At 58.5% G+C, this 25,142-nt stretch carries 24 protein-coding genes and 3 tRNA genes; 14 read left to right on the top strand and 13 right to left on the bottom strand.

What is annotated here, in order from left to right:
- Positions 1–18 precede the first annotated feature (18 nt).
- From C1Y42_RS13800 to C1Y42_RS13785, 4 genes are all read left to right on the top strand, one after another.
- Positions 19–1,038, top strand: a complete 1,020-nt coding sequence (locus C1Y42_RS13800; protein WP_233210727.1) for an isopenicillin N synthase family oxygenase — start codon at positions 19–21, stop codon at positions 1,036–1,038.
- A gap of 18 nt (positions 1,039–1,056) precedes the next feature.
- The gene (locus C1Y42_RS13795; protein WP_104093739.1) at positions 1,057–1,839 is read left to right on the top strand and encodes a MetQ/NlpA family ABC transporter substrate-binding protein; all 783 of its coding nucleotides are present in this window, start codon (positions 1,057–1,059) and stop codon (positions 1,837–1,839) included.
- Between the two features lie 111 nt (positions 1,840–1,950).
- Positions 1,951–3,288, top strand: a complete 1,338-nt coding sequence (locus tag C1Y42_RS13790) for a serine hydrolase domain-containing protein (RefSeq protein ID WP_370445706.1) — start codon at positions 1,951–1,953, stop codon at positions 3,286–3,288.
- A 39-nt stretch (positions 3,289–3,327) separates the two neighbouring features.
- Positions 3,328–3,822, top strand: a complete 495-nt coding sequence (locus tag C1Y42_RS13785) for an RcnB family protein (RefSeq protein ID WP_031279558.1) — start codon at positions 3,328–3,330, stop codon at positions 3,820–3,822.
- Here C1Y42_RS13785 and C1Y42_RS13780 read toward each other — a convergent pair.
- A complete protein-coding gene (locus C1Y42_RS13780) occupies positions 3,812–5,263 on the bottom strand; it encodes a PLP-dependent aminotransferase family protein (protein WP_104093738.1) in 1,452 nt (483 codons plus the stop codon). The two genes, C1Y42_RS13785 and C1Y42_RS13780, sit on opposite strands and share 11 nt — an antisense overlap.
- A gap of 105 nt (positions 5,264–5,368) precedes the next feature.
- Between C1Y42_RS13780 and C1Y42_RS13775 the strand changes: the two genes are divergently transcribed.
- Complete coding sequence (locus tag C1Y42_RS13775) at positions 5,369–6,079, top strand: GNAT family N-acetyltransferase (protein ID WP_104093737.1); 711 nt, start codon at positions 5,369–5,371, stop codon at positions 6,077–6,079.
- A 25-nt stretch (positions 6,080–6,104) separates the two neighbouring features.
- Here the strand turns inward: C1Y42_RS13775 and C1Y42_RS13770 are convergent, their stop codons facing one another.
- The 3 genes from C1Y42_RS13770 to C1Y42_RS13760 all read right to left on the bottom strand — a co-directional run bounded on the left by C1Y42_RS13770 (position 6,105) and on the right by C1Y42_RS13760 (position 10,008).
- Entirely contained in the window at positions 6,105–6,923 is an 819-nt protein-coding gene (locus C1Y42_RS13770) for a hypothetical protein (protein ID WP_104093736.1), read from the bottom strand.
- A 184-nt stretch (positions 6,924–7,107) separates the two neighbouring features.
- The gene (gene opgB / locus C1Y42_RS13765) at positions 7,108–9,408 is read right to left on the bottom strand and encodes a phosphatidylglycerol--membrane-oligosaccharide glycerophosphotransferase (RefSeq protein ID WP_104093735.1); all 2,301 of its coding nucleotides are present in this window, start codon (positions 9,406–9,408) and stop codon (positions 7,108–7,110) included.
- A gap of 210 nt (positions 9,409–9,618) precedes the next feature.
- On the bottom strand, positions 9,619–10,008 hold the full coding sequence (locus C1Y42_RS13760; RefSeq protein ID WP_021506760.1) for a tautomerase family protein: 390 nt from the start codon (positions 10,006–10,008) through the stop codon (positions 9,619–9,621).
- Between the two features lie 120 nt (positions 10,009–10,128).
- On the opposite strand from C1Y42_RS13760, the gene C1Y42_RS13755 reads away from it, so the two are divergent.
- On the top strand, positions 10,129–11,052 hold the full coding sequence (locus C1Y42_RS13755) for a LysR family transcriptional regulator (protein ID WP_021506761.1): 924 nt from the start codon (positions 10,129–10,131) through the stop codon (positions 11,050–11,052).
- Here C1Y42_RS13755 and C1Y42_RS13750 read toward each other — a convergent pair.
- On the bottom strand, positions 11,026–12,045 hold the full coding sequence (locus tag C1Y42_RS13750; protein WP_104093734.1) for a glycosyltransferase family 32 protein: 1,020 nt from the start codon (positions 12,043–12,045) through the stop codon (positions 11,026–11,028). The genes C1Y42_RS13755 and C1Y42_RS13750 overlap by 27 nt on opposite strands.
- A 415-nt stretch (positions 12,046–12,460) precedes the next feature.
- Here C1Y42_RS13750 and C1Y42_RS13745 point away from each other — a divergent pair, with 415 nt between their 5' ends.
- Positions 12,461–13,414 (top strand): hypothetical protein, encoded by a 954-nt coding sequence (locus C1Y42_RS13745; RefSeq protein WP_104093733.1) that lies wholly within the window; start codon positions 12,461–12,463, stop codon positions 13,412–13,414.
- Positions 13,415–13,429: 15 nt separating this feature from the next.
- Here C1Y42_RS13745 and C1Y42_RS13740 read toward each other — a convergent pair whose 3' ends face one another.
- Entirely contained in the window at positions 13,430–13,984 is a 555-nt protein-coding gene (locus C1Y42_RS13740; protein ID WP_021506764.1) for a histidine phosphatase family protein, read from the bottom strand.
- Between the two features lie 585 nt (positions 13,985–14,569).
- Here C1Y42_RS13740 and C1Y42_RS13735 point away from each other — a divergent pair.
- From C1Y42_RS13735 to C1Y42_RS13720, 4 genes are all read left to right on the top strand, one after another.
- Positions 14,570–15,958: an MFS transporter gene (locus tag C1Y42_RS13735; protein WP_058771437.1), complete on the top strand. Its 1,389-nt coding sequence runs from the start codon at positions 14,570–14,572 to the stop codon at positions 15,956–15,958.
- Positions 15,959–16,033: 75 nt separating this feature from the next.
- Complete coding sequence (locus C1Y42_RS13730; protein WP_058771438.1) at positions 16,034–17,056, top strand: LacI family DNA-binding transcriptional regulator; 1,023 nt, start codon at positions 16,034–16,036, stop codon at positions 17,054–17,056.
- 12 nt (positions 17,057–17,068) lie between these two features.
- Entirely contained in the window at positions 17,069–18,052 is a 984-nt protein-coding gene (locus C1Y42_RS13725) for a nucleoside hydrolase (protein WP_059011088.1), read from the top strand.
- Positions 18,053–18,281: 229 nt separating this feature from the next.
- Positions 18,282–19,502, top strand: coding sequence for an MFS transporter (locus C1Y42_RS13720; RefSeq protein ID WP_021506769.1), 1,221 nt, complete (start codon positions 18,282–18,284; stop codon positions 19,500–19,502).
- On the opposite strand, the gene C1Y42_RS13715 is transcribed toward C1Y42_RS13720, so the two are convergent.
- The 3 genes from C1Y42_RS13715 to C1Y42_RS13705 form a co-directional block, all read right to left on the bottom strand.
- Positions 19,499–19,963 carry a YbaK/EbsC family protein gene (locus C1Y42_RS13715; protein ID WP_058757173.1) on the bottom strand — a complete coding sequence of 155 codons (465 nt, stop codon included), beginning with the start codon at positions 19,961–19,963 and terminating at the stop codon, positions 19,499–19,501. The two genes, C1Y42_RS13720 and C1Y42_RS13715, sit on opposite strands and share 4 nt — an antisense overlap.
- A gap of 95 nt (positions 19,964–20,058) precedes the next feature.
- Positions 20,059–20,853 carry a siderophore-iron reductase FhuF gene (gene fhuF, locus C1Y42_RS13710; RefSeq protein ID WP_104093732.1) on the bottom strand — a complete coding sequence of 265 codons (795 nt, stop codon included), beginning with the start codon at positions 20,851–20,853 and terminating at the stop codon, positions 20,059–20,061.
- A 147-nt stretch (positions 20,854–21,000) separates the two neighbouring features.
- Positions 21,001–22,095 carry a diguanylate cyclase gene (locus C1Y42_RS13705; protein WP_104093731.1) on the bottom strand — a complete coding sequence of 365 codons (1,095 nt, stop codon included), beginning with the start codon at positions 22,093–22,095 and terminating at the stop codon, positions 21,001–21,003.
- A gap of 229 nt (positions 22,096–22,324) precedes the next feature.
- Between C1Y42_RS13705 and C1Y42_RS13700 the strand changes: the two genes are divergently transcribed.
- A complete protein-coding gene (locus C1Y42_RS13700; RefSeq protein ID WP_104093730.1) occupies positions 22,325–22,609 on the top strand; it encodes a DUF1435 domain-containing protein in 285 nt (94 codons plus the stop codon).
- Positions 22,610–22,698: 89 nt separating this feature from the next.
- Here the strand turns inward: C1Y42_RS13700 and C1Y42_RS13695 are convergent.
- The 4 genes from C1Y42_RS13695 to rsmC form a co-directional block, all read right to left on the bottom strand.
- Positions 22,699–22,785, bottom strand: a tRNA-Leu gene (locus C1Y42_RS13695).
- Positions 22,786–22,813: 28 nt separating this feature from the next.
- Positions 22,814–22,900 (bottom strand) — tRNA-Leu (locus C1Y42_RS13690).
- A 31-nt stretch (positions 22,901–22,931) separates the two neighbouring features.
- Positions 22,932–23,018: transfer RNA gene (locus C1Y42_RS13685), tRNA-Leu, on the bottom strand.
- A gap of 144 nt (positions 23,019–23,162) precedes the next feature.
- Positions 23,163–24,194, bottom strand: coding sequence for a 16S rRNA (guanine(1207)-N(2))-methyltransferase RsmC (gene rsmC, locus C1Y42_RS13680; protein WP_104093729.1), 1,032 nt, complete (start codon positions 24,192–24,194; stop codon positions 23,163–23,165).
- Between the two features lie 106 nt (positions 24,195–24,300).
- On the opposite strand from rsmC, the gene C1Y42_RS13675 reads away from it, so the two are divergent.
- Positions 24,301–24,711, top strand: a complete 411-nt coding sequence (locus tag C1Y42_RS13675) for a DNA polymerase III subunit psi (RefSeq protein WP_104093728.1) — start codon at positions 24,301–24,303, stop codon at positions 24,709–24,711.
- Positions 24,683–25,123: a ribosomal protein S18-alanine N-acetyltransferase gene (gene rimI, locus C1Y42_RS13670; protein ID WP_021506776.1), complete on the top strand. Its 441-nt coding sequence runs from the start codon at positions 24,683–24,685 to the stop codon at positions 25,121–25,123. The genes C1Y42_RS13675 and rimI overlap by 29 nt, the downstream gene beginning before the upstream one ends.
- Positions 25,124–25,142 lie beyond the last annotated feature (19 nt).

Below are 25,142 nucleotides of genomic sequence, written 5' to 3'. Positions count from 1 at the left end.
CGATAGCGAGGAGACAACATCATGGCGGATACCCTGCCAGTACTGGATCTGGCCCTGCTGGAACTACCCGACGCAGAGCAGGCAGCTTATCTGGCGCAGCTGCGGGAGACCGCGCGTGACGTCGGTTTCTTCTATCTGGTTAATCACGGCATCAACCCGCAACTGCTGCACAACGTGCAGAGTATCACGCGGGCGTTTTTTGCCCTGCCGCAGGCGGAGAAGCAGCGCGTGGCGATGATCCACTCGCCGCATTTTCGCGGCTACAACCATGCCGGTGTGGAATACACCCGCGACCAGCGCGGTCAGCGTGAACAGTTTGATATCGGTGCCGAACGCGCGGCGCTGACGCTGCAGCCGGGCGATCCGGCGTGGAAACGGCTGCAGGGCCCCAACTTATGGCCGGAGGCGTTACCGCAATTGCGTCCGGTGATGCACGCCTGGCAGCAGGCGATGACCGCCATCGCGCTGCGCCTGCTGCGGGCCTTTGCTAAAGCGCTGGCGCTGCCGCCGGATGCGTTCGACGCGCTGTATGGCACCCAGCCCAATGAGCACATCAAGCTGATTCGTTATCCCGGCCAGGCGGCAGAAGCCAGCCAGCAGGGCGTCGGCGCGCACAAAGACTCCGGCTTCCTCACCTTTTTGCTGCAGGACGATCAGCCCGGTTTGCAGGTGGAAGTGTCACCCGGTCACTGGGTGGATGCGCTGCCCAAGCCGGGCGCGTTTGTGGTCAACATCGGCGAACTGCTGGAGATTGCCAGCAATGGGTATCTGCGCGCCACCGTGCACCGCGTGGTGTCGCCGCCGGCTAATCGTGAACGCGTGTCAATCGCTTTTTTCCTCGGTGCGCAGCTGGACGCCGAAGTACCGCTGTATCAGCTGCCGCCGCAGCTGGCGGCAGAAGCCCACGGCCCGACCAGCGATCCTGACAATCCGCTGCTGCGCGAAGTGGGCTGGAACTACCTCAAAGGGCGTCTGCGTTCCCATCGCGATGTGGCGCAGCGCTATTACGCTGATGCATTAAGCACAGTGAAATCATAAGAAACGTAAGGAAAGCCCATGCAGAAAACGATGATAGCGTCACTGGCCCTGATGGCCCTGTTCAGCAGCGTGGCGTCCGCCGCGGCACTGCGCGTGGCCGCCGATCCGGTGCCGCACAGTGAGATCCTCAACTACATCAAACAAACCGACAAACAGCTCGACCTGAAGGTCATCGAGCTTAACGGCAATTTAAACGCCAACGAGCTGCTGGCGCGTGGCGACGTCGATGCCAACTATTTCCAGCATGTGCCTTATCTGCGCGATCAGGAAAAAGCGCTGGGCGAAAAATTTACCGTGGTGGCGACCGTGCATATTGAGCCACTCGGGATTTATTCGCACAAAGTGAAATCTCTGAAAGATTTGCCGGATGGCGCGCAGGCGGCGGTGCCCAACAACGTCACTAACCTGAGCCGCGCGCTCTATCTACTACAGGCCAACGGCCTGATTACGCTGAAAAGCCGCAGTGCCAGTACGCTGGTGACCACGGCGGACATCAGTGACAACCCGCACCATCTGAAGATCATTGAAGTTGAAGCGCCGCAGCTGCCGCGCGCGCTGGATGATGCGCAGCTGGCGATTATTAACGGTAACTATGCCCTGCAGGCCGGGCTGGTGCCGTCAAAAGACGCGCTGGCGCTGGAACAGGCAAAGGATAATCCGTATGCCAACGTGCTGGTCACCACGCCAAAGCTGGCCAGCGACCCGCGCATTCTCGCGTTAGCGAAAGATCTCGAATCAAAGCAAACTGCTGAATTTATCAACCAGCACTACAAAGGATCGGTTATCCCGGTTAATCAATAATGCCCGGCGCCACCTGCGGCTGACAGGTGGCGCACCCGCTGTTCTGTGGTATATTTCGCCACCAACACCAGTGGCACCTGCTGCATAACATAAAAAATAACTTATCAATTGATGGCTATTTCCCGCTTCGTCAGACTTCAGCGGCTGACGCTTTCTCGCGCATGGTTGCACCTGCGGCTGTCAGCCCTGTGTCTGCTGCTCAGCGGCTGCGGAACGCTGTCGCAAACGTCCGCGCCGGTGGGCGATCGCGTATACCTTTCCCACGCCTCCTTCCATGAAAACGTCGATGACATTGTGCGCCACTACATGCAGCAAAAGCAGGTAGCGGGCATCAGCATCGCCATTATTCACCAGCGCGGCGCGCCGCAGTTTTACAGCTATGGCGTCACCGATGCGCGTCAGCGTTATCCCATCACGCCGGATACGCTGTTTGCGCTGGGCTCGCTGAGCAAAGGCGTTACCGCAGAGGTCATTATCGGGCTGGTGGATCGCGGCGAGCTGCACTGGAACGACACGCTGGCCACGCTGCTGCCGCGCGGCGTGCCGCTGAGTGAGGATGCAAAACGTATCACGCTGCTGCAGCTGGTCACGCACACCTCAGGGCTGCCGCGTCAGGATATGGATCTGCCGATGTTCCTGAAATTTATGGCTTACCTGCGCAGCGGCGAAAATTTTTACGGCAATCTGGATAGCGATGCCGTGCTGAGTTATCTGGCCGATTTCAGCGCCCCCGCGCACCCGGCGGCGCAGTACTCCAATCTCGGCTATACGCTGCTGGGCTATATTCTGCAGCATCGCCTGCATCAGGACATTGAAACGCTGGCGCAGCATCAGCTGTTTGGTCCGCTCGGCATGACCAGCAGCAGCTTCCATCCACAAACCCTGCGCGGCTATCCGTGGCGCGCGCTGGGCCACGCCGGCGATCAGCCGAAACTGATCGCGCGCGGTCAGCTGACGCCGGACTGGGCCTTTCGCGGCAATATGGTGGCGGCCGCCAGCCTGTACAGCAATGCGCGCGATCTGATTCGCTACCTCGATGCGCATCTGCACAGCGATGCACAGGGCGCGCTCGGCCAGGCGCTGGCGCAGGTCAATCATCCTTATGAGCAGCATGGCAATCAGGCGCAGAATATCGCCTGGGTAACCGATACCTATGGTCAGCAGCAGATCACTTATCAGGTGGGGTATATTGGCGGTTATGCCAGCTTTATTGGCTACGATCGCGCCCACGGCAATGCCATCGTGGTGCTGCAAAACGCCTTCAACTGGAGCAACTATCTCGGCATTGCGCTGCTGCGTGATTTGGCGCGTAAAGATCGCCGGGTGCTGAACACGGTTGCTTGCAATTTTGCTGCTCAGCAAAGCGCGCCGCCTGAGGTATGCTGTGGAGCGAAATTTGACGCGCAAAGCGCGGCGCGGGAACCTTCCGCACGTGGCGCTTGTCAGTAAATGGGACAGTTAAATAATTAACCAGAGTGGAAATCACCAATGCGCAGGACACACGTCACCCTTCTTTCAGCAGGAATTTTTCTGGGCGCTTTAAGCCTGACGCCAGCAGCACTGGCAGAAGGTGAGCAAACCGATAGCGTACCGATGCCGCCGCAGGTGCAGCAAACCGCACCTGACGCCTCAGCGCCAGCGGCCACCAGCGATGCGCCCGCCAGCAGTGAACCGGCAGAATCCAGTGGCGATGTCGCGCCGATTCGTCCGTCACAAAACGGTCCGGGTGAAGCGCCATCCGCCGCCAATAATTACGATCTGCACACTATCATCATCGATTACAAAGAGTATAAAGTCGGTGACGTCGTGCCGGATGAGTACCGTAAAAAGCAGTACACCATCGTTGAGTGGCAGCCGCGCCACCTGCCTGCACCGCAGGAAGGCACGCACTGGGCTTACATCAACGCTAACTACATCCTGATCACCGACGACAGCGGCAAGATCGTGATGGGCAAATCCGGCGACATTTTCTTCAAGGGTTAATGCCCGGCAGCAGGCGCGCTAACTGCGCCACGCCTGCCATTATCTGACTGGTGCTGGTATTACCGTATCCCAGCACCAGTCCCTGCTGTTTTTGCCCGCCCAGATAAAAGCCGGACAGCGCGCCAGGCGCATAGCCATGGCGAAACAACTGCGCCGTCAGCGCCACATCATCCACCGTATCCGCCAGCGGCAACACCAGATGCATACCGCACTCACCGCCCAGCAGCGGCACCTGAGCACCAAACGTCTCCTGGAGCGCAGCCCGCAGCGTGGCCTGCCGCTGACGATACAGACGGCGCATTTTGCTCAGGTGGCGATTGAAATCCCCGCTGCGTAAAAACAGCGCCAGCGCCTGCTGTTCCGGCCGGTTACCGCCGCGTAACAGCTCATGCAAGGCCGGCCGCAGCCGCGGCAGTAGCGGGGCCGGCAGTACCATGTAGCCGATGCGCAGCGCCGGAAACAGGGTTTTGCTGAAGGAGCTGATGTAAATCACCGGCGTCGGCTGCGCCATGCCCTGCATCGCGGCGATGGGCTCGCCGCTGTAGCGAAAATCGCTGTCGTAATCATCTTCGATAATCCATGCCTGATGCCGCTGTGCCGCCGCCAGCAGCGCCAGCCGGCGCGCGGCGCTCATGATCGCGCCGGTGGGATACTGATGCGTCGGCGTGGTGTAAATCAGCCGCGGCGGGCGCTGCTGCCAGTCCTGCGCTGTCGGTGCCAGTCCCTGTGCATCCACCGCAATCGGCTCGATCTGCAGATCGCCGAGGCGCATCGCTGCTTTGGCGCCGCGATAGCCCGGCTCTTCCACCCAGCCGGTGTCACCACGATTGGTGAGCAGCGCGACGCACAGCGTCAGCGCCTGCTGCGCGCCTTCGGTAATCACAATCTGCTGCGGCGCACAGCGCACGCCGCGCGCCAGCGCCAGATGCTGCGCCAGCGCCTCACGCAGCGCCAGCTCACCCAGCGGATCGCCGTAGCCCAGCAGCTGTGCCTGCTGCGCGGTTTGATTGAGCGCGCGACGCCACTGTGCCAGCGGGAAATGCGCCAGCGCCGGCGTGCTCGGGCGCAGCGCCAACTCCTGGCTGGAGAGGCGATGCAGCGAGTGCAACCCGGCAGCGCGCGCGGAAACCGGCCAGTCGGCGCTGTCGTCGGACGCCTGCGCTGGCAGCGGCGTGTGCGCCAGTCGGCTGACGCGGCTTCCCTGGCGGTCGCTGAGGATAAATCCTTCCGCCTGCAGCTGTGACCAGACGGCGATCACCGTATTGCGCGACACCTGCAGTTCAGCCGCCAGCTGGCGGGTCGCCGGCAGGCGCGTGCCCGCCGCCAGCTGACCATTCAGTATCGCCTGGCGCAGCCGCTGATACAGCTGCTGTTGCAGTGTCAGGCTGCCGTCGGCCTCTAGCGGTTCCAGCAGCAGCGAATGCCGGTTTAATGCGCGCATCGGCGCCTCCGTGGATCTATCGATTTGTCACATTGTGGCGCTTTTTCCGGAACCAGCAAAGTGGCACGCTGCACGCTGTCACTCTCACACAGAAGGAATCGCCGTATGTCATCGCAGACCAATCGTTATGGACAACCCATCGGCCCGGCGCTGGAGGCGTGGCAGCCGCGCCCGCTGCCGCAGGGGCAGATTTTCACCGGCCAGTATTGCCGGCTGGAGCCGCTGGATGCCGCACGTCACGGTCGCGAGCTGTATGCGGCTTATGCGCTGGCGGAAGATGACCGCGACTGGACCTGGCTGCCGGTCGGGCGCTTTGACGATGAAGCGTCTTATCTGGCGTTTGCGCAGCAGTGCCAGCAGAGTCCGGATTACCTGCACTTCGCGGTTATTGACCGGCAAAGCGGGCAGGCGGTCGGCTCGCTGGCGCTGATGCGCATTGAACCGCAGCACGGCGTGATGGAGGTCGGCTTTGTGGTGTTCTCTCCGTTGCTGAAGCAAACCCGCATGGCCACCGAAGCCCACTATCTGCTGATGCGTTACGCCTTCGAACAACTCGGCTATCGTCGCTACGAGTGGAAATGCGATAGCTGTAACCAGCCGTCGTACAACGCCGCACTGCGGCTGGGCTTCCGTTATGAAGGCACGTTTCGTCAGGTGGTGGTGTATAAAAATCGCAGCCGGGATACCGCCTGGTTCTCTATCATCGACAGCGAATGGCCGCAGGTGAAGCTGGGCTTTGAGCGCTGGCTGGCGGCAGACAATTTCGACGCTCGCGGGCAACAACGCGCCAGGCTGGAGACATTACGTCAGGCCTGACGCGCGCGTCGGGCTGGCTACCCGGCTAACCGGCAAAAATATATTTGGCGGCTGACAACACAAAGGCGCTGGCCATCGCCATCATCAGCCGCCGATGCCAGAGATTATCGCGTTTGAGCTCATTGAAACCGAGCTGCATGCGATGGTCGAGATCCAGCAGGCGCTCATCCACTTTTTCAAAGCGTTTATCAATTTGCCTGAATTGCTCATCCATCTTTTCAAAGCGTTTATCAATTTGCCTGAATCGCTCATCGATTTGTTCAAAACGCTGATCGATTTTCCTGAATTGCTCATCGATTTGTTCAAAGCGTTGATCGATTTTCCTGAATTGCTCATCGATTTGTTCAAAGCGTTGAGCGATTTTCCTGAATTGCTCATCCATCTTTTCAAAGCGTTGATCAATTTTCCTGAATTGTTCATCGATTTGTTCAAAACGTTGATCGATTGTTCTGAATTGCGCATCCACTTTTTCAAAGCGTTTATCGATTGATCTGAATTGCGCATCCACCTTTTCGAAGCGTTGATCGATTTGTTCAAAGCGTTGATCAATTTTCCGGAATTGCTCATCGACGTTGTCAAACCGCAGCTCAATGGCTTTAAACGTATGGCGGACCTCATTTTCAAAATGCCTGAGGCTCTGTGCCAGTTTATCGACACGCTGCGCGGTGGCGTGATTTGCCCGCATCACGCCTTCCATGGCCTGCGAAAGGTGCGTTTTGGTCAGGCTGTTTTCCTGCTGCATTTCGGCAAAAATGTCGACCATCACTTCGGCCTGGTGATCGGCCACGCCCGCCTGCTGCAGCGCTTTGAATGCCTTATGGGTGTTCATCATCGTCGGTATCATCCCTGTTGCTCCTGGTCGCCTTTCCTGTTGCCTGCAAGGTTGTCCAGGTGGTGATAGTTGCACCATGTGATGATGTGGATTTTGCGCGACGTCTCGAAAAATATCAATTCGTACAAAGAGTAACGCTAAGCGGCAATAAAAAGGGCCTGCACGCTGGCAGGCCCTGGTCTGGCACGCATTTTTATCAATTTTCGGGCTGCGGAATTATTTTTATCTCCGCCATGCCGATACCAAGTTTGCGTGGATCCTGACCGGTAATGTTGCCGAGATTAGACAGCTGTGGTTCTGGCGGCGTGATGATCAGGTTGCGGCTGGCGCCGGGGTTGGTGAAATGCAGCGTTTGCGTGGAGAACGCGTCACCCAGATTGAGCTGCTGCACTTGCTCGCCGACGCGCACCGGAATCGGTCGATGGGCGTTAGCCCCATAGGCGCGTGCGGTGATCACTACGTCAAAACGCGCCGGCAGCGGATCGACATATTCAATGTTCACCTCCGGCGCGAGGTTGGCGTTCGACCAGCGCCCCCAGCTTTCCGGCCGTGAAATACCGCTAAAGCGCTTCACGCTGGCTGGCGCGCCCGGCACGGTCAGAAGGAAGCTGTCCGCCTGGTAGCGAATGGCATTATCCTCGATGCGCATTTGCTGTTCGTTGAGCTGATAGGTCACCGCGCTGACTTTCACCTGCGGGAACTGCGCTTTGCCCTGCCACACCGGCTGGTCGATGCGCGTCACCGTGGGTTGTCCGCCGGTCTGGCCCATCGCCAGACAGAGATCGGTCGACAGCGCCAGCGCCGGCTGCCACAGCCGGCCCATTTTGAAGCAGCGATCGACCCAGACAAACTTATCGCTGGCGGCAAAATCGGCCAGCTGGAAGCGCAGCGGCGCGGCGTATTCGCCTTCCGGCAGCGGCTCTACCTGATGATCGGATACGCGGAACAGGATCGGCAGCCTGAACGTCGCGCCCGAGAAGCTAAAGGTATTTTTGGGCTGGTCGATGGTGAACGTCTTCATCTGGCGGGGGAAATTCCACAGCTGAATGATATCGGCTTTCCACGCCGTGACCTTCTTCGCCATGTCATCGAACTGGCTGGAGAGCGAGGCCGAAGACAGCCCGCTGCGGCCAAGGCCAATCGCGTTATCCCCGCCGAGAATATCCAGCACCGTGGCGCCGTTATCCAGCGTGCTGCGCTTGCCGTCCAGCACCTCGGCCTGCGGCTGATCGCCACGGATCACCATAAACAGATCGCGGCGCGGCTGCTTGATCAGATACTGATGCGCCGTGTTATTCATCGCCAGATGATCGGAACTCACCACAATCACGGTGTTTTTAAACCACGGCGAGGCTTTGATGCGGGCAATCAGGCGCGCCACGTGCTCCTGGGAACAGGCCACCGCGCTAAACGACTGATTGGGTTTGCCGTCATAGCTGTAACTTTTGCGCTGACAGCTGCGCGAAATAAAGCCGTCCGGATGATGGGTGTCCACGGTGAGCGTAAACAGCGCAAAGCGTTTCTGCTGACGCGACAGCTCCTCATACTTTTCAAACACTTCATCCATCACCGTATCGTCGTAAAAGCCCCAGTTGTTACGGTAGCTGGGGTCGGCGACGCGGCTCTTCAGCTCCTGCGAGCCGTACATATTGGCGGCGTCAAAACCGTGTGACAGCAAAAAAGTGTCTTTACCGGCAAAGCGCAGGTCTGCGCCCTGAATAAACCAGTTCTCATAGCCGGAGTGTTTGAGGATATCGCCGAGGCAGATATTTTGCGGATAGAAGCTGGAAAGCGAAGCCGAGGCGTTGCCGTCGAACGGCGCAAATAGCGGAATACCGCACTGCGACGCTACCATGCCGGCGATGGTGTAATCGGTGCCGGGCAGTTGCTCGGTGTTGCTGAAGTCAATGCTGTGATCTTTTTCGCGGCTGAGTTCCGGTGCCAGGCCAGGAAAAGCCTGTTGATTGAAGTAGGTGCGCTCAAGGCTTTCGCCGTAGATATACACCAGGTTGAGCTTCGGCGCGTTAATCTGCTTGTTCGGCGTTTTGTAATAGGTTTCGAAATCCGAGTCGGCCTGGCGCGCGTGGGAGGCGATCAGCTCTTTCACCTGGCGAAACGCCGGCGTGGTTTGCACCGAGCCGGCAGCACAGGCGATCGCCAGCAGGCTCCAGCCGAGATGATGCGGACGTTTATGCCGGCGCAGCACCCAGGAGAGAAAACAAAACAGTAAAAACAGGCCGATGATCAAGCCAAGCGCCGGTACCACATATTTGCTCACGCCCGCGCCGGTCAGGCTGTTGGTCAGGGTGTAGAGCACCGCATCGTTGATGCCATCGCCGGTAAAATAGTTACTGGCATACAGCGTGGCGTTGAGCACGATGAACAGGGTGAGCAGCAGCAAGATCAGGATAAACCAGAATTTATTTCGCCCGGCTTTAAACGAATAGACTGCGATCGCAGCCAAAAAGAGCACTATTGAAAGCAACTCCAACGGCAGATCCTCACATTAAGTAAAAAGAACGCGTTACCTGCGTCTGCGGCCCTCTGCGGGGGTTTTGCGTCAATCTATATTGGCTGTCACAGGGCTGCAACACATCCAACCAGATTTGTGCGATGCATTGCGAATCGTTTAAGGCGGGTTTAGGCGGAGTCTGATTTAGTCTGGCAGCAACCGGCGCGCTGCTGCCAGCCAGGGCGCGCGCGGGCGTTACAACTTACCGGTGAGATACTGCGCTTCGCCGTCGGCAAAGCTCCAGTCACCTTTGCTGTTGGTGATAAAACTGATCATCAGATCGTTGCCCTGCACGCCACAATTCTCCCGCAACTCGCGCGCTAACTCTGCCATGAAGTGCGTTTTCTGTTCTTCACTTCTTGGGCTGGTGTACACGCGTACCATCACCAGATTGTCGCTGCGCGCAAAGCCCAGCCCGGTATCCTGAAAGACCATCTGATAACGCTTGTTTTCATGAACAATCTGGTAACGATCGCGCGCCGGAACCTTAAATGCCGTGAGTACTGCGCGATGCGCGGCGTCGAGTAAGGTGCGAATCTCTGCTTCAGAACGGCCCTGAATAACATCAAAAGTCAGTAACGGCATCAATAAATCCTCGTTTTTGCCCACGCGGAAAGAGTAGGATGAAACGCTATGCTGCCGCTTGCTGCCGGAAAGAAAAAGCGCGCTGATTAAAATGATTATTTATTATTTTGAACAATCCTGATGAAAGAAATTAAAACCGATGCACTCTGGGTGCATTTGCACTGGCTGACGGTACTGGCGGAACAGGGCAGTTTTACCCGCGCGGCTGAACGCCTGGATGTCAGTAAAGCGGCGATGAGCCAGAAAATCAAAGAGCTGGAGCAGATGGCGGGCGTGGCGCTGGTGCAGCGCACCACGCGCAGCGTGCGGCTGACGTCGGCCGGTGAAAAGCTGGTGGACGACCTGCGTGAGCCGTTTGCGCGCATCGCGCAGAGCTTCTTTAGCGTGCGTGACGAAGCCGGGCCGGTGCGCGGTCTGGTGCGCATCAGCGCGCCGGTGGCGTTTGCCCGGCAGCAACTGGTGCCGATTATCGGCGACTTTCTGCGCGACTATCCGCAGGTGCGGTTGCAGCTCAACGTCAGCGATCGGCTGGTGTCGCTGGGCAGCGAAGGATTCGATCTCGCCATTCGCCACAGCCAGCAGCTGCCGGAAACGCACGTCGCGCTGCCGCTGTGTGAAACGCGCACGCTACTGGTGGCCGCGCCGGACTATCTGACCCGTCACGGCACGCCAGATACGCCGCAGGCGCTGCAGCAGCATAACTGCCTCTATTATCCGCGCGGGCTGGAGTCGCCGCAGTGGCGCTTTCGTCTGCACAGCGATGACAGCGAAACGGTGCAGGTGAAGATTCAGGGTAATTTCGCCACTAATAACAGCGAGTCGATTCGTGACGCTGCGCTGCAGGGGCTGGGCATTGCCATGCTGCCGGACTTCAGCGCCAGCGCGGCGCTGGCCAGCGGCACGCTGCAGCAGGTGCTGCCGGAGTGGCAGGCGGTCGATGCCTTTGCCGACCGCCTGTGGGTGGTGCGGCCTTACGCAGCGCAGGTGCCGCGTGCCGTCACCACCTTTATCCACTGGCTACGCACGCGCTTTGTTGATGGGTGAGGCCAGCGGCGCGCTGAGCGGTGCGCTGGGCTGCATCATCGCTCCCAGCAGGCTGCGACGGTTGTAGTTACCGAGACGCAGATTGAAGTCGAGATGCAGCTGCTCAATGCCGCTCAGCTTGATCACCGGCGGCGGCGTATGCGGGCGCTGATGGAACAGCACCGTGTGCGCAAAGGCATCACTTTGCCAGTTGTTCAGCCGCTGATAGTAATAGGCGTTGGCCTCGCATTTACGCAGATACAGGTTCACGCGGCGATGTTCGCGCATCGCCGCCTGCTGCGCCAGCGAACCCAGCTGCTGAGCCGGCTCGGCGATTTTCTGCGTCAGCAGGGCAAAATCATCGCGCTTTGCCAGCTCATTAAAATAGTTGTGCGCCCCCAGATGCTTGATCGGCGCGTACTGTTTTTGCCACTCGCGAATAAAAGGATTATTGGGCGCAGCGGCGAGAAACCAGTTTTCAATCACCGGTGCCAGATAGTTGACGGTGGCAATTTCGCGGTAATAGCCAATCACATCCATGCGACGTTCCTGATGCGCATGGTGCACCCAGCTCAGGTCTTCAAATAACAGTGTGCTGCAGTCAATCGCAATTCCGCCGTAGCGTAATAATAATTCGAGGCGAATGACTTCACTTTTTTGCTGCTCACTTAATTGTGTCGAGGTAAAAATAAAATCCGGCAGGACTTCTTTAAGCGTTAAACGGTTTAATACATACACCTGATGGTCGGGATTATCCTGACGCAGCTGCTGGATATTTAACGCCATCGATTTCGGTAAATATTCATTGTCCCAGTACATCCAGATTTTTTTGGGTATTTCCGGCAGCGCTTTCTCACCCGAAAGCAACACGATATTGTCCTCTTCGCTGGGATCATATTCCGGCGCGCAGAGCGCAGTATGCTGTTTTTTCTGCAGTAATGTCTGGCCGGTAAAGGCGATTCTCTGCCAGTGTTGCCAGAGCGTAAGGGCTGGCTGGAGACGTTTTTTTGTCATGATGCACCTGATTATTGTGATTATGGGGAGCAAGGATTCCCTGATGCTGGCGGCTTGAGCGCGCTTATGTGTCCTGACGGCTGTGTGTAAAAAGACTACCCTTGCTTAATAATCGATCCGCAGCGGCAAGGCTACGAATTTTTTTCGCTTTCAGATTTACCGGAAATGCCGGGATCCGGGATGGCTAAAAAGAGGTATCAATAAAATGATGAGGAAGTGCGTTTTTTATTTTTGCTCGATTAAGACTATTCCTAATAAAATAACCCTCTGCAGGCGCAGGCCGCGGCGCGGAATAAAAATGAGCGATCGGCGGTCCGTTAACGGCGCTGTATTTTCCCCTGGCCTGGCCGCCGCTTGCCCAACGCGCAGGCAGGTTAGCTACGCTTAGAGCAGGCAACGAAAAAAAGGAGGCACTATGCAGCCACACAAGCGTGGGTTACTGGCGGTTGATAAGCAGGGCAACCGCGTGCTGTTTCTCAATCCCGACAGCTTCGCCGTTGAGCAGGAGCTGAATGCCTTACCGCCGCGACCGCATGAGCTGCTGATGCTGCCCGCGCTGGAGAAGGCGTATGTGCCGATCTACGGTGATGGCGTCCACGGCGACAATCCGCATCCGGGGCACAAGGTGGCGATTATCGATTTGCGCCGGCGGCAGATTCGCGGCTTTATCGATCTGTCACCGCTCAAGGCACCGCACAGCGGCCAGCTGGGGCGCGATGGCAAAGTGTATCTGTGCTGTGAGTACAGCGCGGCGGTGGCGGTGATTGAGCCGCACAGCGACACGCTGGAGAAAACCATCCGGCTGCCGTCGCACAACGCGCACCGGCTGACGCTGTCGCCCAGCGGCCGCAAGCTGTTTACTGAAAACGAAGAGGACGCCAGCATCACGGTGGTGGATCTGTGCGAGGCGGAAGGGCGCATCATTGATAACATCCTGCTGCCAGGACCGATTGCCGGCATTGCCGCCTCGCCAAAGCACCCCTATCTGGTGGCCAGCGCGGCAGACGCGCCGCTGCTGTACGTGGTGGATCGTCAGAGCCATCGTATCCGCCAGCGCATCACGCTGCCCGGCCATCAGCAGCCGTGCCAGGTGGTGCGCTTCAGCGCCAACGGTGAGCGGCTGGTGGCGATTGGCGACGGGGAAGGAGTGGTGACGCTGTTTGACGACTTGCTTAATCCATTGGGTGACGTTGCGGTCGGCAATCAGCCGATGGATGGCTGTTTTAGCGCCGATAACCGCAGCCTGCTGATCGCTAATCAGGGTGACGGTTCGCTTAGCCTGATCGATCTGACGCAGATGAAGGTCATCGCCACGCCGCAGGCTGGCACCGGCTGCGAAGTCCTGAGCTACTTTCAGCTGTCGTCCTGAGTGCGACGGCCGCCATCAAATAAACGGCCGGTGATAAATCGCGCTGCTCCAGTGGCGGCTGCTGGCGTGTTTTTCTGCCTGCCAGCCGCGCTTGCGCAGTTGGCGCGCAATCAGTTTGTTCATAATACCGTGGCCCACCAGCAGCACCGTGCCCTGTTGCGACAGGGCAATCAGTTTGTCTGCCGCCCGCTGCGCGCGCTGCCGGGCATGCTGCACTGATTCCACGCGCCCGGCGTAACCGCACAGCCACAGCAGGCGCAGCAGCGCCAGCCACAGCGTCAGCGGCAGATGCAGGCGCGCAAACGGCAGCAGCGGCATCGCCACTTCACTGAACACCTCATCCACGTCCTGCGCCTGCAGGCCAAGCCGCGCCAGCGACGAACGCGCGCGCGGCAACGGACTGCAGGCAATCACGCTGGCCATGCGCGCAATCGCCATACTGCGCGGCGGCGGCGCATCACAAATCACCGCCTGGTCGTAGCCTTCACACCAGTCCGCCAGCGCCCGCGCCGTAAAGCGCCCGCTTACCGGATGGTCTGGCTTGCCGTGTCGCATGAGGATAATGGTCATAATGCTCCTGAGTGAAGGTCATCCAGTCTACTGCAGGCACGCAGGATTTCGCGCGGCCCGGGCGGTTTTAAGAATAATGCCCGGGTGTCATCAAAACTTAACTGAAATGTGCGAAAACGGCGCGGTGAAAGTTTGGTCGCCGTTTTTGCCAATGATAAGCAATAGTCGTTAATCACGCAGCGTGCGTGGATTTTTTAATGACGCTGGCTGTAATGTAATGTCATGAATTAACGCCGTTTTTATCTTTTTCTCCTGCACCATTGTGAAGATAAGTTAATTATTTTCCTGTTGATCACTTGATTTATCTACGCGCGTAGATAGACTGTCTTCACAGTGACAACTCACGGTGCCAGAGACGAAGTTGGCCTTGAGATGACCCAGTTACATTTGCCGTGCTAATGCGATCGATGAAAAAAACATCGGCGAAATCAGGCAAATAGATGAATTCCAACACCAGGGAATTCTTTACTGACCTTTCATCCAGGTTTGCCTACTGAACGTCGCCACCGGGGAGTTCCGCTTGTTGCCAGGGAACCGACCCACGGATGGGCGTTTACTGTTTTCACCTCTTTCAGGGAAATGGTTATGACGGTACATCACTCCGTTACGCAACAAGGTTCACCCGCTTCCGCCGCCGATGCGCGGCTGGAAACCACCACCGGGCGCAAAGATTTCTGGCGCGCCACCTTCTCCTGCTGGCTGGGCACCGCGATGGAATACGCGGATTTCGCCCTGTATGGCCTTGCTGCCGGCATCATTTTTGGCGATGTATTCTTCCCCGAAGCCACCCCGGCAATGGCGCTGCTCTCCAGCTTTGCCACCTGGTCGGTCGGCTTTATTGCGCGCCCGATCGGGGCGCTGCTGTTTGGCTGGATTGGCGATCGCAAGGGCCGCAAGGTAGTGATGATCAGCACCATCATTCTGATGGGCGCTTCGACCACGCTGATCGGCCTGATTCCTTCCTATGCAACGATTGGTCTGTGGGCGCCGGCCTGCCTGGTGCTGCTGCGTTTCACACAGGGGCTGGGCGCCGGCGCAGAGCTCTCGGGCGGCACGGTGATGCTGGGTGAATACGCGCCGGTTGAGCGCCGTGGCCTGGTGTCGTCGGTGATTGCGCTTGGTTCCAACAGCGGCACGCTGATTGCGTCGCTGGTGTGGCTGGCGGTGATTCAGATGGATAAAGCCACGCTGCTCGACTGGGGCTGGCGTATTCCGTTCCTCAGCAGCGTGTTGATTGCTGCGGTCGCGCTGTGGATTCGCCGTCATCTGCGTGAAACGCCGGTGTTTGAGCGTCAGCAGGCGGAACTGCAGGCGCAGCGCCATGAAACGCTGGCGCAAAGCGCGACGCAACCCGACAGCCGCAGCTTCTGGCAGCGCAGCCGCGCCTTCTGGACCATGGTGGGCCTGCGCATCGGTGAGAACGGCCCGTCCTATCTGGCACAGGGCTTTATCGTCGGCTACGTCGCCAAAGTGCTGATGCTGGACAAATCGGTGCCGACCACCGCGGTGTTCATCGCCTCGCTGCTCGGTTTCCTGATCATCCCGTTTGCCGGCTGGCTGTCGGACCGCTTTGGCCGACGCATCACCTATCGCGGCTTCTGCCTGTTACTGATGGTTTACGCCTGGCCCGCCTTTAGCCTGATGGACAGCCGCGAGCCGGCCATCGTGATTCCGGTGATTGTGGTGGGGATGGCGCTGGCGTCGCTGGGCATCTTTGGTGTGCAGGCGGCGTGGGGCGTGGAGATGTTTGGCGTCAAACACCGTTACACCAAAATGGCAGTTGCCAAAGAGCTGGGGTCTATCCTTTCAGGAGGCACCGCACCGCTGGTGGCGGCGGCGCTGCTGTCGTTTACCGGCCACTGGTGGCCGATTGCCGTGTACTTCTCGGCCATGGCGACCATCGGTTTCCTCACCACCTTCGTGGCACCGGAAACGCGCGGACGCGATCTGAATCTGCCGGAGGATGCTATCTGACGCGCAGGATGGTGCAACATTCTTTGATTACGCTGGCCGGTACTCCCGGCCAGCGGCATTAACGCAGAGGCAATATTGGCGAAATCCCCAACCGGAAATGTGACACGCAGTGACGTCGCCAAAGCCGCCGGAACCTCGGTGGCGGTGGTCAGCTATGTGATCAACAACGGACCGCGTCCGGTGGCCGAAGCCACGCGTCAGCGCGTGCTGGCCGCCATCCAGCAAACCGGCTATCGCCCGAATGCTGTGGCGCGCGCACTGGCCTCCGGCAGTACCAAAACCTTTGGCCTGATCGTGCCGAATATCGCAAACCCGTTTGTCGCCTCAATGGCGCACGTGCTGCTGCAGGAGTCGCTGAACCACGGCCACGTAATGCTGCTGGGCGATGCCGGCGACGATCGCCAGCGCGAGCTGGAGCTGATTCAGGGTTTGCTGAATCGCCAGGTGGATGGCCTGTTTTACACCAGCGTCGATCGCCATCCCTATATTGATGTCATCCAGGCGAGCGGAACGCCGCTGGTGATGCTGGACCGCATCGAACCGCGCCCCGGCGTCAGCATGCTGTGCGTGAACGAACGTGAAGCGGCGCGTCAGGTTACGGCGCATCTGCTCAGCCACGGCTATCAGCAGGTCGGCATGATCAGCGGTCCGCGCGAGATGCTTAACGCGCAGGATCGTATTCAGGGCTGGCGCGACGCCATGGCGCAGCACGGGCTGACGGTAGATGAAGCGCTGATTTTTCCGGCCGGCTATTCGCGCCAGGGCGGTTACGACGCCGGGCAGCGCATGATTGCCAGCGGCCGGGTGCCGCGCGCGCTGTTTACCAGTAACGAAGGGCAGGCGATTGGCTGTATTCGCGCGCTGTCCGAACATGGCCTGCGCGTGCCGCACGATGTCGCGCTGGTGTGTTTCAACGGTACCGAGCAGTCGGCCTTTCATGTGCCCACGCTCACCACCGTGCGCCAGCCGCTGCGCGAAATGGCACGCAGCGCCATCGCCATGCTGAAAAACGGTCATGGCGAGGCGCAGCTGGCCGAATTTCCTCACCATCTGGAGATCGGTGAGTCCTGTGGCTGCCAGCTATCTCAACAAAAATAAATATATAACATTATGAAAAGACTAATTATTGATTGTGATCCGGGGAATGGTATTGCTGGCGCTAACACCGATGACGGGCTGGCGCTGGCCTTAGCGCTGGCGTCACGCGCGCTGGCCGTTGAGCTGATCACCACCGTGAGCGGCAACACGCCGAGCGCGGTGGGAGCGCGGGTGGCTAAAGATCTGCTGCAGCGGCTCGGACTGAACATTCCGGTAGTGCAGGGCGCGCTGCAGGCGCTGCGCGAAGATCCGGCGCCGTGGCGCGCGCGGCTGGATAACGTCGCCGACCCGGCGCTGGGCGAACTGTGGCGCGGCGTGCGTCAGCCGCAGATGGTGGCAGCGGACGGCAACGATGCGGCGGGCGTGATGGGCCAGCTGATTTGTGACAATCCCGGCGAGTTTACGCTGGTGGCAATAGGCCCGCTGACCAACGTGGCGCAGGCGCTGCAGCGCTATCCGCAGATGGCGGATTCCGTAGCGGAGATCGTCATTATGGGCGGCGTATTCGCGCTGGATGACTACATCAAAGACACCAATTTTGGCCTCGATCCGGAAGCGGCGCATCAGGTGCTGCACAGCGGCGCCACCATCACGCTGGTGCCAATGGATGCCACCACGCAGACGCTGCTGACCCATCAGGATCTCACGCGCCTGACCGCCTGCGATCATCCACTGCCGCAGTTTGTGCGCGAAACGCTGCGACCGTGGATTGATTACTCCATCCGCACCCGCCATCTGCCGGGTTGCTGGATCCACGATGCGCTGGTCATTGCCTGGCTGCTCAACCAGCGCGTGGCGGACGGCGTGGATTATCACGTCGATATTGAGCTGCGTCCCGGTGCCACGCGCGGCAAGACCTGGCGCTACCGCACGCCGCTGCGGCTGGATGTCGGCGTGCCGGCGGACGCGGGCGCACTGGTGCATGTGATGCAGAACGTAAACAATCCGCTGCTGCTGGAAGTGATTGAGCAGACGTTCAACGGATTGAAACGCTGAGATTTTGCTGCGGCGCGCGGTCTCCCGGCCGGAGTACCGTGCGCCGCTTTCCTGCCGACACGCTTCCTTACATCGCGAATCACTCGCTGACAATTCCCCGCCGCGCGGCGCCTTTCTGACATGCTATATACAAATGGTTAACACAATAATAACCAGTGCAACCATTCGCTGGATAACGTTCCAATAAAAATCTGGCCGCGAGCCGGAAGCAATCAGACAGGATACCCTTATGTTTAACTGGACTGCGACCCAGCGCAACGTGGCTTTCGCCAGTTTCGCAAGCTGGACGCTGGATGCGTTCGACTTCTTTATTCTGGTGTTTGTGCTCAGCGATCTTGCGCGCTACTTCAACACCAGCGTCTCCGATGTTTCCATTGCCATTATGCTGACGCTGGCCGTACGACCGGTGGGCGCATTGATCTTTGGCCGGCTGGCGGAAAAATATGGCCGCCGGCCGATCCTGATGCTCAACATCGTGCTGTTTTCGCTGTTTGAGTTGCTGTCGGCATGGTCGCCCAACTTTGCTGCCTTCCTGACCTTCCGCGTGATTTACGGCGTGGCGATGGGTGGCATCTGGGGCGTGGCCTCTTCGCTGGCGATGGAAACCATTCCCGACCGTTCGCGCGGCCTGATGTCCGGCATTTTCCAGGCCGGTTATCCGTGCGGCTATCTGCTGGCGTCGATAGTGTTTGGCCTGTTCTTCGAACAGGTGGGCTGGCGCGGCATGTTCCTGATTGGCGCGCTGCCGATTCTGCTGCTGCCGTTTATCTATTTTAAAGTGCCGGAATCGCCGGTATGGCTGGCGGCGCGCGAGCGTAAAGAGAATCACGCGCTGCTGCCCATCATCCGCCAGCACTGGAAAATCTGTATTTACATGGTGCTGCTGATGGCCTGTTTTAACTTCTTCAGCCACGGCACGCAGGATCTCTACCCGACGTTCCTGAAAGTGCAGCACCAGTTTGACGCCCACACGGTGAGCATTATCGCCATCGGCTATAACATCGCGGCGATGCTCGGCGGCATTACGTTCGGCTCGTTGTCCGAGCGTATCGGGCGTAAAAAAGCCATCATGCTGGCGTCGTTTCTGGCGCTGCCGGTGCTGCCGCTGTGGGCGTTCTCCAGCGGTTCCTGGGCGATTGGGATCGGCGCGTTCCTGATGCAGTTTATGGTGCAGGGCGCATGGGGCGTGGTGCCGACCTACCTGACCGAGCTGGTGCCGGCCAATGCGCGTGCGGTACTGCCGGGCTTCGTTTACCAGCTGGGGAATTTAATTGCTTCGGTCAACGCCACGCTGCAGTCACGCATCGCCGAAGCCCACGGCGGTAACTACGGGCTGGGCATGGCGATTGTCGCCGGCACGGTGGCAGTGCTGATTTGCGTGTTCGTGGCGTTTGGCCGCGAGACGCGCGGCATCGAAATATCCGGGGCGGTGGCGAAAGAGACGCGTTAACGCGCCTCGCAGACGTCAATCCATTTCGCCGCCGTGAGCTCAGCCATGCGCTGCGGCGAAATGCGCACCGCGCTGTGAATCGAACCGGCCGCAGGTAACACTTCATCGAAACTGCGCAGCGACACATCGCAATAGACGGTCAGTGGATTTTCCAGCCCGAACGGGCACACGCCGCCGACCGGATGGCCGGTCCAGTTCACCACTTCATCCACGCTCAGCATGCGCGCTTTTGCCCCGAGCGCTGCCTTCAGCTTGCGATTGTCCAGCCGGGCGTCGCCGCGTGTGACAATCAGCACCACGCTTTCTTTCACTTTCAGCGACAGGGTTTTGGCGATTTGCCCCGGCGTCACGCCATGTACGCGTGCGGCCAGTTCTACGGTGGCAGTGCTTTCCGGCATCTCGATGATGTCGATATCCGGTGCGTGTTCGGCAAAGAAGTGCCGTACCGACTCCAGGCTCATTTTTTTCTCCGGTAAAAACAGAGCGTAAAAGCTGCCATAAGGCGGGAAAGCTGTAAACGGGAGAAACGGAGAATCTGTAACAGAATACGCCGCGCTTACACGGCATTTAACGTGCAGTTACCGCAGCGTTCGACGTCCGGAATGCGATAGCGCTGGCAGCAGCTGCGCCGCTCCATCGCGCCGTTGCGCGGGATCATGGTGCGATACAGCGGATTATCACTGCCGTCGGACAGGGATTTGCTGAAAAACAGCGCCTGTTCCAGTTGATGCCGGGTAGCCGCAGGCAGCTGCTGCTGCAGTTCGCCGAGGAACCAGTAAAACGAGAAGCCTAAGTTGTTCCAGATTAGCCGCGCGTTGATGTCACCGTGCTGCGCCATGCCGTTGACGGCGGGGATCAGGCCATGCTGAATCAGGCGTTCGATACGCTGCTGCGGAGTGAGATAGCGCGCATCCTCATCCTCCTGCACATCAATCCAGAAGGCGCAGGGATGGCCGTTTTCGTGGAACTCAACGTGGATGCGCTGCGGCGAGCAGTCGAGCGCGCGCGGCTCCTGCAGCAGCGCCAGCATTAATGGTGGCAGCAGCAGGCCAAAATACCACTGGGCCCACAGCGACTGCAGCGGTTTGGCTTCCTGCGGAACATCGGGATGGTGGCGATAGAGATAGTCGCTGTAGCGCTGCGTCAGGCGGCGATAGTGAAACGGTGTGGACCATTCGGCCAGCGTCAGGGTTCCTGCGGGGGCCGGCTGGCCCAGCTTCACGTTTTCCCGCATGTAGCTACGCTGGTCGCACATCAGATCTTCCAGCGCGCTGGCTAAGCTGCGATCGCTCTGCATAAAGATCAGCGGATGCGCGCTAAAGCGATGATCCTGACGCGTGATGATGGCCATGCGGCTCCTGAGTGAAAACGGGAAGCGAAAAACAAATGATAATCGTTCCCGATTCACTGAGCAAGATGCCAGCAGCGCTCACTGCCTGGCCACCGCGCATTTTGCGTGAAATTCCCCGGAGAGGGTGCGGCGTTGTCGCCGCACCGCTTACACCAGATCGCTGCTTACCGGCGCCAGCTTCGGTAAATCCTCCCACGCCAGAATGGTGTTACGTCCCTGATTCTTCGCCACGTACAGCGCGCGGTCGGCGTTGGCTACCGCCTGGTCGAAGTCTTCTGCGAAAATCGGCGCGATACCGGCGCTGATGGTCACGTGGGTCGAGACTTTATCATTGAAGCGGTGGGAAATTTCCAGATCAACCACGTACTGACGGATGCGTTCGGCCAGCTTCATGGCAATCGAGGCATTAACGTTGGTCATCAGCACCAGAAACTCTTCGCCGCCGTAGCGCGTCACCACATCGCGCGAGCGCACCGCATCGCGAATGGCAACCGACACCCGCGCCAGCGCCTGATCGCCCATGGCATGACCGTAGTTATCGTTGTAGGCCTTGAAGTGATCAATATCCAGCAGCAGCACAAAGTGGCTGCCGGCATGATTTTCCATGATGGTATCCAGCCGGTTCTTCAGCCCGCGCCGGTTATACAGGCCGGTGAGCGGATCAAGCATGCTCAAATCGCTGAAACTTTGCTTCTCCTCATACAGCTGGCGCACCAGCCGCAGAGTGAAGGTGTCGAAGCGGCGGCGCATCAAATGGTGCAGCGAGAAGCCGATCAGCGGCAGCGTAATGGTGAACAGAATGGTCATTAAATGCTGACCATCGTCCAGTAACAGTACGGTTAATACCGGTGGCGTAATATGTAAACAGAACGCAAGCAAATAATCACTCAGGGCAATCGCGCTGATAAAAAATACGCTCAGCAGACTGATTATTAAAAAGCTACCGTCAAAATAAAACACCAGATGGTAACGATGATTGATATGCCAGGCCCACAGCGCGCCTAATAGCAATGCGACAGGATTTAATAACGGGAATTTTAGATTTGGCGCGATTAAACATAGCGCCAGCAGCGTGGTGCTAAAGCCCGCCACCAGTGTTACCGGCAGCGAATTGATGGGATTATCCGTGCCGAAAAACGGCAGCAGACAAAAAAGCGAAACGGCGACATTCAAAAACAAAAATAGCATCAGCGACAGCCGATACTTGCTGTGTTTCAACTCATCATAAGATTGTAATTTCATTATTATTACTCGTGACAGCCCTGAAATATCAAAGCGCTACCCGCAGGAAATAATCCCACAACGCGGATAGTGAGCACGTTTTTGCTGTGTTATCAAAATAGTTATCGGCGGCAATCTATCATTTTCCAGTAATTCTGTCATCCGGCGCGGGCAGGGCAAAAAATTCGCTGCAAAATGAGAAGTATTATCATATGATAATAGGAATATTTATCATTTGAAGGGTTGCGCGATGATCATGGCGATGATAGCCGCCTGTGGCTTGTGGGGCGTAAGCTGGGTGATGGGTAAACGTCTGGATAGCGGCTGGGGCGTATTGCTGCCCTGCGCGGCCATGCCGGTGTTTGCACTGTGGGAGCCGAGTTTCAGCCAGTGGCGCTTAGTGATGATAGTCGCGCTGCTGCTTACCGTGGTGATGCTGTTTCACCATCGTCTGCGTCATTATCTGCTGCTGCCTTCCTGCCTGGCGCTGGCTGGCGGTCTGGCGGCTATCTCAGTGAATTTTCACGTCATTTAACGGCGAGCAGAAACGACAATATCACGCAAAGGCGTGATAACAGCGGTAACAATCAATAGGGATGTACTGCAGAAGAAGTGTGACAACGTTGGTGCGAAGAGAGGGACTTGAACCCTCACGTCCGTAAGAACACTAACACCTGAAGCTAGCGCGTCTACCAATTCCGCCACCTTCGCATCGTAGTTGTCTGTTTATATCACCGCATGGTGCGAAGAGAGGGACTTGAACCCTCACGTCCGTAAGAACACTAACACCTGAAGCTAGCGCGTCTACCAATTCCGCCACCTTCGCGCAGTGCACGCGATATAAACTCTGTGATTATTGGTGCGAAGAGAGGGACTTGAACCCTCACGTCCGTAAGGACACTAACACCTGAAGCTAGCGCGTCTACCAATTCCGCCACCTTCGCCTACCTGCAATACATTACAGTATTGCTAACCACGGAGGCGCATTTTAGAGATTTTACTCATTGCGTCAACACATATTTTGCGACGGTGAAACGACTGCTGCAAAAAGCAACGTTTTCCCCGTCGCATCGCGGGTTTTACTACACTTAGCGCGCCTTCGCGCCGCGGCCATATACGGCGCGATACACTTTGAAGCGGCCGGTCTGCGCCAGCACTTCATGGTTACCGAAGGTTTCATCCAGCACCTGCGGATAAGGCAGGAAGGCGTTGGCCACGATGCGCAGCTCGCCGCCGCTGTTGAGATGCTTCACCGCACCGCGAATCAGCGTGTGGGCGGCATCAAGGCTGGTTTGCAGACCGTCATGGAACGGCGGGTTAGAGATGATCAGATCAAAACGGCCGCTGACGTCCGAGAACACGTTACTGGCAAACACTTCGCCTTCCAGACCGTTAGCGGCCAGCGTGGCTTTACTCGCCTCGATGGCGGCGGCGTGCACATCGCACAGCCACAGCCGGACTTTCGGCGAATGCTGCGCCAGCGCGGCGGCTAATACGCCACTGCCACAGCCGATATCCAGCACTTTGCCTTTGGTATGCGGCATCAGGGTGGAAAGCAGCAGATCGCTGCCGATATCCAGCCCGTCGCGGCTGAACACGCCCGGCAGGGTATGAATGGTGAGATCGTCCAGCTGATAGCGATTGCCGAACGCGCTGGCGTCAAAGCTGGCCTGCTGCGTCAGCTGACCGTGATACAGCCCGCAGCGGCGCGCGCTGTCGATCTTCTCCAGCGTGGCCCAGCTCTCCAGCATGCCTTCGGCGCTGCGCACGCCGCTGCGGTTTTCACCGACGACAAAAATATCGCAGCCCAGCGGCAGCAGCGACAGCAGGTTTTGCAGCTGGAACTGCGCTTCCGGTTTGTTCTTCGGCCAGAAATAGACCAGCGTGTCGCAACCGGCTACGTCGGCCGCACCGGCCACCAGCCCGTACACTGCCCGTTCACCGAGGCGACGGCTGAGGTTCTGCCAGTGATGGTACTGCTGAGTGTGCACGCGGCTCGACGCGGTCTCCAGCTGGGCGGGCAGGTCATCCTGCAGGTCGCCGGCGAACAGTACGTGGCGGGCGGTAAATTCATCACTGTGGCGCAGAATCACTTCGCTGGCCGGGGTAAAAGCAGACATGGAACGCTCCTGTTAAATCAGAGCGGCGATTATAGTGCTTTGTTGGCGCATGTTCGATGGGTTTGCTAGCATAGCGTCGCATTCTGGCAGGATTACAGGTAACAGCATGAGCACAAGGCGCGACTGGCTTCTACAGCAAATGGGGATTACGCAGTATCAGCTGCGACGTCCGCGCGTGCTGCAAGGCGAAATTGCCGTCACGCTAACGCCGGACACGCGGCTGGTGCTGGTCGCTGAGCAGGCGCCGGATCTGCAGGAGCCGCTGGTGCGCGACGTACTGCGGACGCTGAGCATTCAGCCGGGGCAGGTAATGACGCTGACGCCAGAACAGCTGCCGATGCTGCCGGAGCACGTCGACTGTGCTGGCTGGCTGCTGGGTGTGACCAGCGATCATCCTTTTAACGGCATCACGTTCACCAGCGCCGTTTTCAATGAATTAATCAGCAGCGGCGCGGCCAAACGCGCGCTGTGGCAACAGATGTGTAACCATGACAGCCATCTCTTTCATCACCCCTGATTTACAGCCGCGGCTGCTGGAGATCGAGCGCCGCGCGCATGCGTTTCCGTGGAGCGAGCAGACCTTTGCCAGCAATCAGGGCGAACGTTACGTCAATCTTTGCCTGCACGCGGACGGCCAGCTGGCCGGCTTCGCCATCACCCAGGTGGTGCTGGATGAAGCGTCGCTGTTCAACATCGCGGTCGATCCCGCGTTCCAGCGCCGCGGCTATGCGCGTCAGCTGCTACAGCAGCTGATTACCGAACTGGAGCAGCGTGCGGTGATGACGCTGTGGCTGGAGGTACGCGCCTCCAATCAGCCCGCCATTGCGCTGTATCAGCAGCTGGATTTTCATCAGGTCAGCGTGCGGCCAAACTACTATCCCACCGCCAGCGGGCGCGAGGATGCCATCATCATGGCGCTCACGCTCTGACGTTATTCAAAAGGGGCAC

It is taken from the genome of Pantoea sp. ICBG 985, assembly GCF_002928365.1.
GTDB classification, from domain to species: Bacteria; Pseudomonadota; Gammaproteobacteria; order Enterobacterales; family Enterobacteriaceae; genus Pantoea; species Pantoea dispersa.
This window is presented reverse-complemented; position numbering and strand designations above follow the sequence as displayed.

Excerpts from the sequence above, each read along its gene's own strand:
- C1Y42_RS13675 (WP_104093728.1), top strand. The coding sequence starts at position 24,301 with ATGAGCACAAGGCGCGACTGGCTTCTACAGCAAATGGGGATTACGCAG.
- fhuF (WP_104093732.1), bottom strand. The coding sequence starts at position 20,853 with ATGGCCATCATCACGCGTCAGGATCATCGCTTTAGCGCGCATCCGCTG.
- C1Y42_RS13770 (WP_104093736.1), bottom strand. The coding sequence starts at position 6,923 with ATGATACCGACGATGATGAACACCCATAAGGCATTCAAAGCGCTGCAG.
- C1Y42_RS13760 (WP_021506760.1), bottom strand. The coding sequence starts at position 10,008 with ATGCCGTTACTGACTTTTGATGTTATTCAGGGCCGTTCTGAAGCAGAG.
- C1Y42_RS13735 (WP_058771437.1), top strand. The coding sequence starts at position 14,570 with ATGACGGTACATCACTCCGTTACGCAACAAGGTTCACCCGCTTCCGCC.
- C1Y42_RS13750 (WP_104093734.1), bottom strand. The coding sequence starts at position 12,045 with ATGACAAAAAAACGTCTCCAGCCAGCCCTTACGCTCTGGCAACACTGG.
- rimI (WP_021506776.1), top strand. The coding sequence starts at position 24,683 with ATGACAGCCATCTCTTTCATCACCCCTGATTTACAGCCGCGGCTGCTG.
- C1Y42_RS13795 (WP_104093739.1), top strand. The coding sequence starts at position 1,057 with ATGCAGAAAACGATGATAGCGTCACTGGCCCTGATGGCCCTGTTCAGC.
- rsmC (WP_104093729.1), bottom strand. The coding sequence starts at position 24,194 with ATGTCTGCTTTTACCCCGGCCAGCGAAGTGATTCTGCGCCACAGTGAT.
- C1Y42_RS13780 (WP_104093738.1), bottom strand. The coding sequence starts at position 5,263 with ATGCGCGCATTAAACCGGCATTCGCTGCTGCTGGAACCGCTAGAGGCC.
- C1Y42_RS13745 (WP_104093733.1), top strand. The coding sequence starts at position 12,461 with ATGCAGCCACACAAGCGTGGGTTACTGGCGGTTGATAAGCAGGGCAAC.
- C1Y42_RS13725 (WP_059011088.1), top strand. The coding sequence starts at position 17,069 with ATGAAAAGACTAATTATTGATTGTGATCCGGGGAATGGTATTGCTGGC.
- C1Y42_RS13715 (WP_058757173.1), bottom strand. The coding sequence starts at position 19,963 with ATGAGCCTGGAGTCGGTACGGCACTTCTTTGCCGAACACGCACCGGAT.
- C1Y42_RS13700 (WP_104093730.1), top strand. The coding sequence starts at position 22,325 with ATGATCATGGCGATGATAGCCGCCTGTGGCTTGTGGGGCGTAAGCTGG.
- C1Y42_RS13755 (WP_021506761.1), top strand. The coding sequence starts at position 10,129 with ATGAAAGAAATTAAAACCGATGCACTCTGGGTGCATTTGCACTGGCTG.
- C1Y42_RS13705 (WP_104093731.1), bottom strand. The coding sequence starts at position 22,095 with ATGAAATTACAATCTTATGATGAGTTGAAACACAGCAAGTATCGGCTG.
- C1Y42_RS13740 (WP_021506764.1), bottom strand. The coding sequence starts at position 13,984 with ATGACCATTATCCTCATGCGACACGGCAAGCCAGACCATCCGGTAAGC.
- C1Y42_RS13720 (WP_021506769.1), top strand. The coding sequence starts at position 18,282 with ATGTTTAACTGGACTGCGACCCAGCGCAACGTGGCTTTCGCCAGTTTC.
- C1Y42_RS13775 (WP_104093737.1), top strand. The coding sequence starts at position 5,369 with ATGTCATCGCAGACCAATCGTTATGGACAACCCATCGGCCCGGCGCTG.
- C1Y42_RS13790 (WP_370445706.1), top strand. The coding sequence starts at position 1,951 with ATGGCTATTTCCCGCTTCGTCAGACTTCAGCGGCTGACGCTTTCTCGC.
- C1Y42_RS13785 (WP_031279558.1), top strand. The coding sequence starts at position 3,328 with ATGCGCAGGACACACGTCACCCTTCTTTCAGCAGGAATTTTTCTGGGC.